General features: G+C 41.1%; 10 protein-coding genes and 1 pseudogene. 9 read left to right on the top strand and 2 right to left on the bottom strand.

From position 1 onward, the window contains the following. The first annotated feature begins 5 nt into the window (after window positions 1-5). Genes INF28_RS06745 through INF28_RS06760 form a run of 4 tightly spaced genes read left to right on the top strand, consistent with a single transcriptional unit; the run spans window position 6 to window position 6380 of the window. Window positions 6-1535, top strand: a complete 1530-nt coding sequence (locus tag INF28_RS06745; protein ID WP_226392699.1) for a GGDEF domain-containing protein — start codon at window positions 6-8, stop codon at window positions 1533-1535. A gap of 3 nt (window positions 1536-1538) precedes the next feature. Beyond that, on the top strand, window positions 1539-2618 hold the full coding sequence (locus INF28_RS06750; protein ID WP_226392700.1) for a glycosyltransferase: 1080 nt from the start codon (window positions 1539-1541) through the stop codon (window positions 2616-2618). Beyond that, complete coding sequence (locus tag INF28_RS06755) at window positions 2615-4519, top strand: glycosyltransferase family 2 protein (protein WP_226392701.1); 1905 nt, start codon at window positions 2615-2617, stop codon at window positions 4517-4519. The genes INF28_RS06750 and INF28_RS06755 overlap by 4 nt, the downstream gene beginning before the upstream one ends. After that, entirely contained in the window at window positions 4464-6380 is a 1917-nt protein-coding gene (locus INF28_RS06760) for a hypothetical protein (protein ID WP_226392702.1), read from the top strand. Before INF28_RS06755 ends, INF28_RS06760 begins: the two co-directional genes overlap by 56 nt. A gap of 134 nt (window positions 6381-6514) precedes the next feature. Here the strand turns inward: INF28_RS06760 and rhaD are convergent, their stop codons facing one another. Further along, window positions 6515-7327: a rhamnulose-1-phosphate aldolase gene (rhaD, locus tag INF28_RS06765; RefSeq protein WP_226392703.1), complete on the bottom strand. Its 813-nt coding sequence runs from the start codon at window positions 7325-7327 to the stop codon at window positions 6515-6517. A 142-nt stretch (window positions 7328-7469) separates the two neighbouring features. On the opposite strand from rhaD, the gene INF28_RS06770 reads away from it, so the two are divergent. From INF28_RS06770 to sigE, 3 genes and pseudogenes are all read left to right on the top strand, one after another. Next, window positions 7470-8228, top strand: a complete 759-nt coding sequence (locus INF28_RS06770) for a DeoR/GlpR family DNA-binding transcription regulator (protein WP_226392704.1) — start codon at window positions 7470-7472, stop codon at window positions 8226-8228. Between the two features lie 104 nt (window positions 8229-8332). Continuing rightward, window positions 8333-9127, top strand: a pseudogene (locus INF28_RS06775) (sigma-E processing peptidase SpoIIGA); the annotation flags it as partial. 49 nt (window positions 9128-9176) lie between these two features. Beyond that, complete coding sequence (gene sigE / locus INF28_RS06780) at window positions 9177-9917, top strand: RNA polymerase sporulation sigma factor SigE (protein ID WP_264175715.1); 741 nt, start codon at window positions 9177-9179, stop codon at window positions 9915-9917. Window positions 9918-9927: 10 nt separating this feature from the next. On the opposite strand, the gene murA is transcribed toward sigE, so the two are convergent. Further along, a complete protein-coding gene (murA, locus tag INF28_RS06785) occupies window positions 9928-11187 on the bottom strand; it encodes a UDP-N-acetylglucosamine 1-carboxyvinyltransferase (RefSeq protein ID WP_226392705.1) in 1260 nt (419 codons plus the stop codon). Between the two features lie 401 nt (window positions 11188-11588). Here murA and INF28_RS06790 point away from each other — a divergent pair, with 401 nt between their 5' ends. Both INF28_RS06790 and INF28_RS06795 read left to right on the top strand, forming a co-directional pair. Beyond that, complete coding sequence (locus INF28_RS06790; protein WP_226392712.1) at window positions 11589-11945, top strand: DUF4186 domain-containing protein; 357 nt, start codon at window positions 11589-11591, stop codon at window positions 11943-11945. Window positions 11946-12046: 101 nt separating this feature from the next. Then, on the top strand, window positions 12047-13318 hold the full coding sequence (locus INF28_RS06795; RefSeq protein ID WP_226392706.1) for an HlyC/CorC family transporter: 1272 nt from the start codon (window positions 12047-12049) through the stop codon (window positions 13316-13318). The last annotated feature ends 157 nt before the right edge of the window (window positions 13319-13475 follow it).

A 13475-nucleotide genomic window follows, 5' to 3' on the forward strand; every position in this document is an offset into this window, starting at 1 on the left:
GGCTTATGAAAAAATTATATCGAAGATTGGCAGTAACCTTGGCGCTTTCTACACTGTTTATTGCAATTTTGTTTACCATTAGCTTGTATGGAAGAAGCAAAGCGGAAAGTAATCATTACCTTAATCAGCTTTTAGAGAGTGAAATTACCAATATTGAAAATACGGTGGCAGATCAGAAGGAAAGGGAAGAAATTCTTAAAGAAGATTACCTTAATCGTGCATGGGGAGTAGAATACATTGTTTCTCATGATTTTAAAAATATTTCCCGAAGCAATGGACTTGTCTTATTAAAGGAGTTAATGGAAGTCAGTAATATTTCGGTAATTGATTATTCTGGAACGATTAGTTTATGTACAGATGATTCAACAGGCAAGTTATATGAAAATCAGGAAGAATTGCAGACTGTTCTTCACAGTGAAGAAGATAAGGCTTATGTTTTCTGTGTAGATCGTCCACAATTTTCTCAGCGGCCGGCATATTTTTATGTATTGGTGAAATCAAATTCACCGTACTATGCCGCAATTCGGATTGACGCTGATGTATCCCGGCTTGGATTGATGAGCCGTGAGGAACTGATACAGTATACTCTTAGACAGGCAACCACCGAGTATGATACCAGCATGCTTGCCGTAGATCAGGAAAGTGGACGAATTTTAGGCATTACAGAAAACAATCATCAGGAGTTCCATATGGAGGGAACCCAGTCGCAGCAGGATATGCTGCAATTTTTGGATTCCATGCCGACAAGAGAGCCTGTTCTCCTAAAAATTAATGATCAATACTGGCAAAGTGTGATTTGCCGATACGAAGATATTTATTTAATTGCATCTTCTTCTATGGATAAAGTGTTTGGAAACATGGCTCAAACTTTACTGGAAGGATTATTTGGAATATGTATTATCAGTTTATTGACTGGCCTTTTGGTACATTATCATATTATTAGAATGCAAAAGGAATTATCTCTTGCAAAGGCGGAAGCCAGATATGATAAGCTGACAGGCCTGTATAATCGGAATGGATTTGAGCAGTATGCGGAACAATTTTTAACTCAGGATCAAACAGCTGGTGCTCTTATTTTATTTGATTTGGACAATTTCAAAAAAATCAATGATTTTGAGGGACATCCGGAAGGAGATCAAATTTTAAAGAAATTTGCACAATGCTTGAATGCGTGCTTTAGGAAAAGCGATTGCATTGGACGTTTGGGCGGAGATGAATTTGTTGTTTTGATCCCCAATTTGATTCCTGAAGAAATTTTAGTAGAAAAATTGGAGAATGTTTTATATGAGGTTAGAAAAATGCTCAATGGGTATTATGAAAAATATGACACATCAGTTAGCATTGGAGCTGTTCCAGTAGATGGAACCATCAAAACTTATGCAGGATTGTATCAATGTGCTGATGCTGCTTTGTATGCGGCAAAATATATGGGGAAAAATCAGTATTATATTAATCACGGTGAGATTCCTTATGCACAGGCAAAATCCAAAACAAATATCCGAAAGGAAAAACAGAATCGCGAAAAGAGTGTGTAAGCTATGAAAAATATCTGGATCATTATTCCGGCTCTGGAACCGGAGAGGGAATTTTGTACGTATCTTCATATTCTTTTGGCTGATATTCCTGCTGAGGCAATAATCGTGGATGACGGTTCTGGCCCGGATTATAAAACCATTTTTGAGGAAATTGGCCGTATAGATCGTTGCACGGTTCTACGCCATTCTACAAATTTGGGGAAAGACCGAGCGTTAAAGACGGGATTAGCATATGCTTGGAAAAAAGCTTCAAATAACAGTTGTTTTCTGTGTGCTGACTGCGACGGGCAGCATTCTCAGAAGGATATTATGCGGGTTCTAAAAACGCTTCAGAATCAACCAGGATCAATGGTGTTGGGGGAAAGAGATTTTTCTTCTGAACGTACACCACTTCGTTCTCGTTTCGGTAACCATGCAGCGTCAGCACTGTTCTATTTGGCTTGTGGTACATGGCTGACAGATACGCAGACAGGGCTTCGCGCCTTTGACAGTAGTTTAATGCCGATTGTTTTGGAAACCGCTGGTGATCGTTTTGAATATGAAATGAATGTTCTTTTAAAATGTGTCAAAAAAGATATCCCTATTATAGGCGTGACCATTCAGACGATTTATCGAAATGGCAATGAGGGTTCTCATTTTCGTCCTGTCTGGGACAGCATCCTTGTTTTAAGACCGTTGCTATCTAATTTTGTTCGGTTTGGCTTATCCTCTTTGCTGTGCGCTGTTTTAGATGTTTGGCTGTTTTGGATGTTTTCCCGTTTAGCAGTATGGGGAACAGAGAGGATTTATTTTTGGCAGATAGCCATTGCAACAATAGCTTCTAGAGTCATTTCGGCTTCAGCCAATTATGTACTAAACCGCAGCTATGTATTCTGTGCAGGCCGTCAAAAGATTTCTGTTCTGCGCTATAGCCTTTTATGTGCCGGGTTAGCAGCGGCATCGGCCGCTTCTGTTACGGCTGTAAATACATTGCTGCATTTGAGCCCTGCCATAAGCAAAATTCTGTGTGATACGGTTTTGTTTTTTCTTTCTTATAGATTACAGAAAAACTGGGTATTTCATACAAAGAGGAAAGACAAATGAGTTTTGAAAAGAAAAGAAATCTGTGTTTTATACTGACCATATTTTGTTGTGGTATATACCTCACTTGGAGAATTTTTTTTACGATTCCATGGCATCTGGGGATTTGGCAGTCCTTGGCGGGTGTTTTGCTGGCTTTGGCGGAATTGAATACTACTCTTGGTATGTTTGAACTGATGATCAGCAGAATGAAAGGTATGAAAAAGTATTTAGAGATGCCTGAAGTATCATCTGAAAAATATCCGGATGTAGATGTATTGATTGCAACTCATAACGAGCCGGCGGAGCTTTTGTATAAAACCATCAACGCCTGTACTTTTTTGGAATATCCGGATAAGAGTAAAGTGCATATCTTTGTGTGTGACGATGGAAATCGCCGCGAAATTTCAGAATTGGCGGCACATCTTGGAGTGGGATATTTGGGGTTAAAAGATAATTGTCATGCGAAATCTGGAAATTATAACAATGCCCTTGCCCACACATCTTCACCGTTGATTGCAACGTTTGACTCAGATATGATTCCCAGAAGAAAATTTCTTTTGAAAACCGTACCATATTTTTTGAATCCGGATATCAAAATCGGTTTGATTCAAACGCCACAGAGTTTTTACAATCAGGATTTGTTTCAGTTTAATCTGTTTTCTGAAAAGGATATTCCAAACGAGCAGGATTTCTTTTCCCGGGAAATTAATGTAATGCGTAATGCGTCAAATTCGGCGGCATATACGGGGAGCAATACAGTAATTTTGCGCAAAGCCATGGAAGAAATCGGAGGTTTTCCTTACGGTACCATTACCGAAGATTTTGAAACTAGTTTGCGTCTTCAGAAGGCGGGGTATATCACCTATGCTACCACAGAGACCTTGGCGTCAGGACTTTCGGCTTCTACTGTACAAAGTATGATCGGACAAAGGATTCGGTGGGCCAGAGGAGTGATCCAGAGTATTCAAAACACCAATGCGATATTTACCAAAGATCTGCCTTTGGCAGGGAGACTTTCGTACCTAAATGCCTATCTTTATTGGTGGTCTTTTTTATGTCGTATGATTTTTATCCTTTCACCTATCTTGTTTGCGCTTTTTGGTTTTCAGCTTGTGGAATGTCAATTTTGGGAATTGCTTTTATTCTGGCTTCCTTCTCATCTATGTTATAGTATCTCGGTAAGATACCTGAGTACCAATGTGCGGAATATGCGGTGGAGTCAGATCATAGATACCATTTTGGCGCCCTATTTGATTTTCCCTGTATTTCTTGAATCGATTGGAGTGCATCAGCAGAAATTTAAGGTTACGGATAAAAAGAAAAAAAAAGGAAAAACCGCGTCTTTTCGATATGTTCTTCCGCATAGCTTTTTGATTTTGCTTACCATAGCGGCAATTATAAGGTTTGCTGGGGGAAAGTATGGCATGGCCCTGATTTACAGCAGTGTCATTCTGTTTTGGTTGTTTTATAATTTAACCACACTAATTTATGCTGTTTTTTTCATGCTCGGCAGGGAGTCCAAGCGGAAGTTTGAACGGATTCAGGCGGAAGAACATATGATGGCTCAAATGCATAACAAGCATTATAGCGGGGTTACATTTGATGTATCTGAGGAAGGTATTTCGTTTTATTTAAATGAGAAGGCCTCATTCGTTCCGGGGGAGAAATTCCACATTGTTGTGACCTCGGAATACTATTGCACGGCGCTGGACGCAGAGGCAGTATACAGCAGGCAGGAGAATAAAAAATGGTTTTATACAGCCAGGGTCAAGCCGGAAACCGAATGGGACAAGCGGCAGTGGTTTCAAATCATACACGACAGAGAACACTCCCTGCCCAAGGAAATTGATCCATGGATGACGGTGTATGATGAAATTTATCGTAATATTAAAATGCGCTGGAGCCCTAAAAGGAGAACTTAAAGAGGGCAAGGAGGGAAATGTAATGCTGCAGGGGGTAAAGATATTTGCTTTTTTGATTTCTTTTGGTGGATATTTGTTTTTTGTATCCCGAAAAGTAAAAATTTCCTTATATTTTGTGCCAATCTTGATCATCGCGGGAATTAGCCTATTTTTATATATCGGTGGACTTCTAAACCGGCTCGTCCTAAGCGCATACCTGACATTTGCGGGTGGATTGCTTGGCGCTTTGTATTTTATGGTTCTTGCTTTTCAAAAGAAAATTGCTGTGCCCAAATGGAACATTGCTGAAATGTGTCTGTTAGCAGGTACAGCCCTTTTTGGTATCGTAATTTATCATTTGAAATTACTGCATTATGATAATTTTTCTCATTGGGCATTAATTGTTAAATATTTACTAATAGAAGAACATTTTCCAGATCTCAACACAAATATGGTGGTATTTTTGGATTATCCTCCGGGGACGGCAGTGTTTTTGTATTATGTCTGCAAATTTCTTGGAAGATCGCAGGGAATTATGCTTTTGGCACAGAATAGTATCATTTTTTCCTGTTTTTATGCCGTTTTTGGTATTGTAAAGGAAAAACGGCGTTTTTTGCTGTATTCTATTTTGGGTATGGGATGTGCTGTGCTTTCCTATTTAAACTTGACCATCCGAAGTAACAATCTTCTGGTGGATTTTCTCCTTCCTTTGCTTGTAATGGCATCTATGGCAATGGCGTACCGGTATCGGCGGCGGCCTGGAACGGTTGCTGTGTTTTCTATTTTGGTGTTAGGATTTACTGGAATTGTAAAAAACACAGGGATAATTTTTGCGGGAATAGGCTTGGCGTATTATTTTTGGAATCTATTCCATATCAAAGAAAACAAGAAAGCACTTTCCTCCAAATTTTTTATTGCATTATTGACAACAATTGGTATATTACTCCCTTTTTTGATGTGGCGGTATCATATGAAAGTGGATCTATCTGGCTTTGAAAGTAAATTTGATTTTGATGTCGGGCAGAATACAGAACAATATTTGGCGGCGGCGCCGCAATATCATCGACAAATTATTCATGATTTTATAAAAATGTCGTTGAATCCGTCAGATAGGGCCGCGCAGATTTTTTTCCTGGGAAATATATTGGCGGCAGCCGCTGTTCTGATAGGAAAATACTATCATTTTAAATGCCAAAATATTTGGAAGCTTCTTATTCCAATTGACTTGATGACGGTTTTATACTATATTGGTATTTTATTTTTGTATTTATATTCCATGCCGGAAGAAGAAGCTTTGCGGCTGGCTGGATTTGAACGATACGCGTGCAGCATTATGGTACTGTTTGCTGGATGTTTCATTATGGGAATTACAGTGGATATAGAAGAATCGTTTGCGGTGGAGATTGATGAACGTGGGGCGTATCGCGCTTTTGCTTCGCCGGCCTCAAAACGGATGTATCAATATGGCGTTTTGTTTACTTTTATGATAGCGGTTAATTTTCTGTATTCGGAAATCAATGGATTGATTAGTATCAGGCAAGAATATCATCGGTCTTTGCCTGGCAAAATAGAGCATATTACAACCGATCGTTGGCCTGAGGATGGGAAGGAAGACCCCAATCGATATTTGATTGCAGCGCAAGACCGGGACGGCCAGGTGGCAAGTGATGAAGTGCGGTATGTGGCTCGGTATTTTTTATATGCGCCGCAAGTGGAGGTTACGGATCAGCTTACTTCTGAAATGCTGTCGGAACTTCCAGAACGATATGATTATCTTGTTGTATTGGATGAGGAGGCAGTGAATTTGGAGGAAAAAGATTCGCAGAAAACAATATTGAAAAAAACGGGAATTTATTCTGTGTCCGCGCTTTCGGAGTCTTAGTAATAAGATACGGATTGCATCATATTTGGTGCAATCCGCATTGATAATATAAAAAATAGAAGGCACTACTCCTAGTAAGTTTCGCAGAAGCAGCGCCTTTATTCCACTTACATAAGCTTGTTTTTGGATTTGGATTAGTCCAGAAAATCCTTGCGGTAATCCAGTTGAAAAGCTTTTGCAAGTTCTTTCAGTTCTTCGTCTTTAATATTTTGCAGGATCGGAAGATGTGCTATTTTCATGTAAATTTCAGCTGCTTTTTCAATAGTTTCGATCAATCCAAAGGCTTCATCAGGATCTTGTCCGGTGCCGAAAATACCATGTTGTGCCCAAATGACAGAACGGTATTGTTTCATTTTTGCAGCAGTTGCTTCACCAATCTCAGTATTTCCGCATACCATCCAGGGCAGAACGCCAACACCTTCCGGAAAAACAACGATACATTCTGTAATCATTTGCCAAAGCGTCCGGGTGAAAGCGCGGTCGCTAAGTTCATGTACAAAGGTCATGGCAATGGTGTTGATGGGATGGGTGTGCATGACAATCCGGTGTTTGGGATCAATCTTAAGCCGGGCAATATGACTCATTAAATGGCTGGGGAATTCGCTGGTGGGACGACCTCCGTCTTCGTAACCCCAAAGCAGGTCATAACCTTTTCCGTCATCACTGATGCGCAGCAGCCCTAAATTCACTTCTGGATATTCTTCTATATTTTTAAAATATTTTGTGGTTCCAGTTACCACAAAGTATTTTCCAGCCACAGGCGATGCGTCAAAATCCATACTGAAATGCCGGCGTACGGCGCTGGAGTCGATATAATAGCGCACTTCTTCTTCCGGAACCAGATAGCTAATATTTCCTCCGTTGCGCTCATCCCAGCCCATACGATACATGTTGGCGGCTAATTTTTGAATTTCTTGTATGAATCTTGCGTCCTTTACTGCATACATAAATAACACTCCTTTTTCTTTTTTATTTATTATACAAAAAAGTGTACATTTTGTCTATATATGTTCATATGCTTGCGTGTTGTGCAAATATGTGTTATAATTTAAACATAAATAAGCATAAACGAGCAAGAGGGGGTATTGCATGTTTGCCCAGGAAAGAGAAACGGAAATTTTAGAAATTCTACGGATGAAGAAGGCAGTCACCGTGCGGGAACTGAGCAAAAAACTATATGTCAGCGAAGCAACGGTACGTCGGGATCTGAGCCGGATGGAACAAAGCGGTATGCTGCGGAGATCGCATGGAGGGGCTGTATTGCTTGAGGGCATCCAGGAGGATCCAGCTTTTTTGGTCCGTGAACAGGAAAACATTCGAGCAAAGCAGATGATTGCGGATAAGGCGGCGGATTTTATAACTTCAGGCAATACCCTGTTCCTGGATTCCAGCAGTACAGTGGGAGAGGTCATCGGGCTTTTAAAACAGTATCGGTTTTTGACGGTCATCACCAACGGTTTGAAAAACGCAATGCGTCTTTCCCAGGAAACAGATGTAGAGGTATATATGACAGGCGGACATATCAACGGCCGTTCCAATGCGGCTTTGGATGGAGATGCGGAGGAATATATCGGACGCCGGTTTGCAGATACTGTTATGATATCCTGCAGTGGTGTGGATATCCAGCGCGGGATTACGGATGCTTCGATAGCCCAGAGTCGCATCAAGAGTATTATGCTGAAAAATGCTAATACCAGAATATTGCTGTGTACAAGTAATAAATTTTCTACGTCTTATATCTGTCATACGGCAGATTTTAAAGATATTGATTATTTGATTACCGATACGTCGCCACCGGAAGAATATCGCAGGGCGGCAGAAGCGCAAGGATGTGAAATTGTATACTGAAAACACAGTCGAAAATTGTGCCTTAAAATAAAATTTGTCCTCCATGTTTTGACAGGATTTTTTGTCCCTTCTGCGCTATAATAAAGCCGGAGAGGGGGAGCGGAATGGAAATTGAAGTTTATGCTGATATTCTGTTTGCCCTGAATTTTTTTATGGATTTAAATATTCTGTTTCTTACCGTGCTCCTTAGCAGGCTAAAACTTAGTGTTTTGCGCGTTACTGCGGCGGGAGGTCTGCTGGCACTGTATGGAACTGTAATGTTTTATCCTGAACTTGCACTCTGGTATTCATTGCCCGGGCGAATTGCCGTTTCTGCTGGTGCGATTTTTTTGCTGAAAAAACACGGTAGATGGATTGACTTTTTAAAGGTATACAGTATTTTTTGGACGGTGTCAGTTCTTGTGGGTGGAGTGACGGCTGCCTTAGCAATGAAAACCGACATGGGAAGTGATTTGCAGGCAGTGCTGGTAAATGGGACGTTGTATCTGAATATACACCCGGTGGCATTAGTGGTGGGAATTTTCCTTTCCTATTTGCTAATGATTGTGTTTAAAAAAATATGTACACGAAATTTTACCCGGGAGAAAATCCTGATAAAGCTTTGTATTTGTTTGAAAAATCAAAGTTTTTATGTCACCGGTCTGATTGATACAGGATGCGAATTAACTGTGCCTGGATCGGGTGATGGCGTGATATTGATCCCTCGTCGGTTGCTGAAAAATGGAATACCGGAAGATGCCATTTGGATTTCTGCTGGAACCATAAATGGAGAAAATATGATTCCAGTTTTTTATCCTGACCGGATTGTCTGTTGTGATTCCCGATTTGAAATCAATGGAAATGCGGCTGTGGGTGTCATTGAACGGGAGTTTGCGGGAGACAGTTTATATCAGGCAGTGATGAACCCCGATGTACTGCGGGAAAACAATATAAATGGAGGCAGGGGACATGAAAAGAAAATTCAGAATGTATCTGGCGCAGTTGCTGGAAAAAGTAAGGAAAAAATGGGGTGGAATTTTACCCGGGCAGATCTTTTATATCGGAGGAAGCGATACACTGCCGCCGCCACTGAGCCGGGAAGAAGAGGAGGAGCTTCTTTTGCAGCTGAATGTTCCGGAAGCCCGGCAGAATGCGCGCCAGATCCTGATTGAAAGAAATCTTCGTTTGGTGGTTTACATAGCGAGAAAATTTGAAAATACCGGTATCGGTGTAGAAGATTTAATTTCCATTGGAACAATAGGGCTGATTAAAGCGATTAATACATTTAAGACAGATAAAAAAATTAAACTGGCTACCTATGCTTCGCGCTGCATTGAAAATGAAATTCTCATGTATTTGCGAAAAAACAATGGTGCAAAGGCGGAAGTGTCTATTGATGAGCCGTTAAATGTGGACTGGGACGGCAACGAATTGCTGCTTTCTGATGTTCTTGGAACAGATGAAGATATTACCCAAAGAGCGTTGGAGGATGAGGTGGATAAGCAGTTACTTCATCTGGCACTTGAGAAACTGTCCCAGCGAGAGCGGAGTATTATGGAGCTGCGCTTTGGCCTTTGCGGCGAAGGAAAGGAAAAAACCCAGAAAGAAGTTGCTGATATGCTGGGAATTTCCCAGTCCTATATTTCTCGGCTGGAAAAACGGATTATTGTACGCCTGCGTCGGGACATCAGTAAAATGATCAATGGCTGAGAAAAGAAGCTTAGTTTTCGCACCGCTGAATGTTAATGTTCAGTGTAGTCAGTTTTTCTACAAAATTTTCGTAGCCGCGTTCCATGTGTTCAATGTCATTGATAATGGTATCGCCTTGTGCTGCCAGTGCGGCGATTACTAAGGAAGCGCCGGCCCGAAGATCGGTTGCTTTAACCTGTGCGCCGCTGAGACGGCGGGCGCCATCTATTACGGCTGTTCTGCCGTCAATTTTAATTTTGGCTCCCATGCGCAATAGTTCGGGGACTTGCATAAAACGGTTTTCGAAGATGGTTTCTACAATGACACCGGTCCCATCGGCAACACTCATTAAGGCCATGAACTGGGACTGCATGTCTGTTGGAAATCCTGGATATGGAAGGGTTTTTATGTCTACTGCTTTGAATTTTTCACAGGGGAGGATATGGAGCATATCCTCCCCTGCTTCCATATCAAATCCCATTTCCTCCAATTTGGCAATGACCGGTTTGACATGGGAAGGACGGACATTGGTTAAAGTCACATCCCCTCGTGCGGCTGCCGCCATGGCCAAAAAAGTCCCGGCTTCGATTCTGTCTGGAATGACTTTATGTCGGCAAGGAGAAAGTACTTTTTTCCCGATAATGGTAATCGTATCGGTTCCGGCACCTGTAACATCAGCCCCCATTTTGATTAGGCATTCGGCCAGATCAACAATTTCCGGTTCGGCGGCCGCGTTTTCGATGACTGTGGTTCCGTCCGCCAAACTAGCCGCCAGCATCAGGTTTTCTGTTGCGCCAACACTGGGAAAATCTAGATAAATTCCGGTACCGGTTAAGTGGTCACATTTTGCTTCTACATAACCGTGTCCCTGTCGAATTTTTGCACCAAGCGCGGCAAAACCTTTCAGATGTAGATCAATGGGACGTGCACCGATCTGACAGCCTCCCGGCAGAGGGATCCGTATTTTGCCGGTACGGGCAAGCAGAGGACCCATTACTAAAAATGAAGCTCTGAGTTTGCTAACAAGTTCTAAAGGTGCAGATTTTCTTTTGCTCCCATCAGGAAGGCAGACGGAAACAGTGCCGAAAGACTCTCTTTGGCATATGCCTCCTGCACAGGTCAAAAGCTGTTCCATTCTCTGTGTATCCGAAAGGCAGGGAATATTTTCAAAAAACGAGGGGGATTCACACAGGAGTCCTGCGGCCAGGATTGGCAGAGAGGCGTTCTTGGAACCGCTAATGGCAATCGTTCCTTTCATATGCTGGGGAGGGGAAATCAAGTATTGTGCCATGACGTTTCGTCCTTTCTTTATTTATGCGTCTTTTTACATTATGAACCAATTTCTGAAAAAATATGTACTGCCATTTTTGTATAAATGGCAGAAAACAAGGTAAGATAAACATATCTGCTTATACCCAAGAGTTAAAAAATAAAACTGGCGCTATTACAGGCTGTTCCTGACTCAAAAAAGCGTATATGGGAAGATAGGCTCGGCCAGTCAGCAATTCCTCCAGTGAACTAAAAAAATCATTCATTATTATTGTACCTCCCTTTTTTATTTTTCTTACAAAGATAGTTTTCAAAAATTATTGAAAATATATGTTGCAAAATCTATGGGAGTTATGATATAAATGACTAAAAGGGTGAATGGTTTCATTAAAAGGAGAATTAGGGATAAAGGTTGTGAGCAGAATGCAGACCGTGGAACAGGCACTGAAAAAATTGGAAAAATCAAAATTTCGCAGTGGATTCCATCTTTCTGAACAGGACAAGGCTTATGTCCGCGCGAAAGGGATGGAAACGATTTGCCGTCATGCAGAGGATTTTGTGAAAAACCGGTTGGCACCGGCAAATTTAAATAATGATGGAAAGCAAACGCCAATGCGGGGGCATCCCGCTTTTCTAGCACAGCACGCAACTGCATGCTGCTGCCGGGGATGTTTGGAAAAATGGTATCATGTTCCTAAAGGTGTACCCCTTACTCCGCTTCAGCAGAAAAAAATTGTAAATTTATTAATGAAATGGATTGAAAAAGAAATGGAGGCATAAGCATTTGTTTTTAACTGAAAATCTCTAGGAAAGTATTGCCTTTCAATAATAACTGTGATATAATAAGACAAATTTATATCATTAGGGGGAATTATTTATTTATGGACAGTAGCACGGGGCTAATTATTATTTGGCTCGTAGTACTTATCCTTTGTTCGGCGTATTTTTCTGCAACAGAAACGGCGTTTTCTTCGTTAAATAAAATACGCCTGAAGAATTTGATGCATGAGGGGAATAAAAGGGCCGCGCTTACTTTACGGATGTCGGAGCAGTATGATAAATTATTATCCAGTATATTAATTGGTAATAATGTGGTGAATATTGCGGCATCTTCTGTAGCAACGGTTGTGTTTTTGAAGTTTTTTCCTGCTTATGGTGTTACCATTTCCACTGTTGTTATGACGGTTTTGGTGTTGATTTTTGGTGAGATTTCACCGAAAAGTCTTGCGAAAGAAAGACCGGAATCTTTCGCAATGTTTTCTGCACCCATTCTGCGGGTCATAATGACAATTTTACTGCCGTTTAACTGGCTGTTTGGTCAGTGGAAGATCCTTTTGAATAAAATTTTTAAAACAAAAGACGACCGGGGCATTACAGAGCAGGAACTTTTGACCATGGTGGAAGAAGCACAAAACGAAGGTGGAATTGATGCACAGGAAGGTGACTTGATTAAGAGTGCGATCGAATTTAATGATTTGGAAACCGGGGATATTCTGACACCAAGAGTAGATTTGACGGCAATTGATATTGACGAAGACCCTCAGGCGCTGTACCGGATTTTTATGGAAAGTAACTTTTCAAGAATCCCGGTTTATAAAGATACCATTGATAATATAGTTGGCGTGGTGCATCAGCGGGATTTCTTTATTATGCTTCGCACCCGTGGACAAAAACTTACGGATATTATTAAGCCAGTTATTTTTGTTTCTGAATCCATTAAAATTTCTAGGTTGATCAAGCATCTTCAAAAATCTCAGGCTCACATGGCAGTAGTCACTGATGAATATGGCGGAACTATGGGGATTGTTACCATGGAAGATATTCTGGAAGAACTGGTTGGAGAAATCTGGGATGAACATGATGATGTTATTCAGGATATTGAAAAATTGGGCGAAAACGAATATATGGTTTTGGGCGGTGCCGACGTTGAAGAAGTCTTTGAACTTTTCGGGCTCAAATGTGATGTGGAACAAAATACCGTGAATGGTTGGGCGATGGATCGGTTGGAAAAACTTCCGGAGGTTGGTGATAGTTTTATTGACCATAACCTTCAGGTTACGGTTAAGGAATTGGACGGCCGCAGGATTGGCAAGGTGTTAATTCATTTTATTCCTCTCGAAGATGACGCCAGCTCTGATGAGGATGATAAATAAGAAGGAAGGGGAGCATGAAAATGCTTCCCTCAGCCTGTAGAAAAACCCCTGTTTTCGCTCAGAAAGCAGGGGCTGCTTTTGTTAATGAGAATAAATTTCTAAAAATTTGCGTAAAGGCGAAAAGATATGTTGATTTATCAGTTCTGTTCCACCTATG

The organism is Ructibacterium gallinarum (assembly GCF_014982785.1).
Classification (GTDB): domain Bacteria; phylum Bacillota; class Clostridia; order Monoglobales; family Monoglobaceae; genus Ructibacterium; species Ructibacterium gallinarum.

What these genes read in the sequence shown, in the direction of transcription:
- INF28_RS06745 (WP_226392699.1), top strand. Translation starts at nt 6, where the DNA reads ATGAAAAAATTATATCGAAGATTGGCAGTAACCTTGGCGCTTTCTACA.
- INF28_RS06750 (WP_226392700.1), top strand. Translation starts at nt 1,539, where the DNA reads ATGAAAAATATCTGGATCATTATTCCGGCTCTGGAACCGGAGAGGGAA.
- INF28_RS06755 (WP_226392701.1), top strand. Translation starts at nt 2,615, where the DNA reads ATGAGTTTTGAAAAGAAAAGAAATCTGTGTTTTATACTGACCATATTT.
- INF28_RS06760 (WP_226392702.1), top strand. Translation starts at nt 4,464, where the DNA reads ATGATGAAATTTATCGTAATATTAAAATGCGCTGGAGCCCTAAAAGGA.
- rhaD (WP_226392703.1), bottom strand. Translation starts at nt 7,327, where the DNA reads ATGTATGCAGTAAAGGACGCAAGATTCATACAAGAAATTCAAAAATTA.
- INF28_RS06770 (WP_226392704.1), top strand. Translation starts at nt 7,470, where the DNA reads ATGTTTGCCCAGGAAAGAGAAACGGAAATTTTAGAAATTCTACGGATG.
- sigE (WP_264175715.1), top strand. Translation starts at nt 9,177, where the DNA reads ATGAAAAGAAAATTCAGAATGTATCTGGCGCAGTTGCTGGAAAAAGTA.
- murA (WP_226392705.1), bottom strand. Translation starts at nt 11,187, where the DNA reads ATGGCACAATACTTGATTTCCCCTCCCCAGCATATGAAAGGAACGATT.
- INF28_RS06790 (WP_226392712.1), top strand. Translation starts at nt 11,589, where the DNA reads ATGCAGACCGTGGAACAGGCACTGAAAAAATTGGAAAAATCAAAATTT.
- INF28_RS06795 (WP_226392706.1), top strand. Translation starts at nt 12,047, where the DNA reads ATGGACAGTAGCACGGGGCTAATTATTATTTGGCTCGTAGTACTTATC.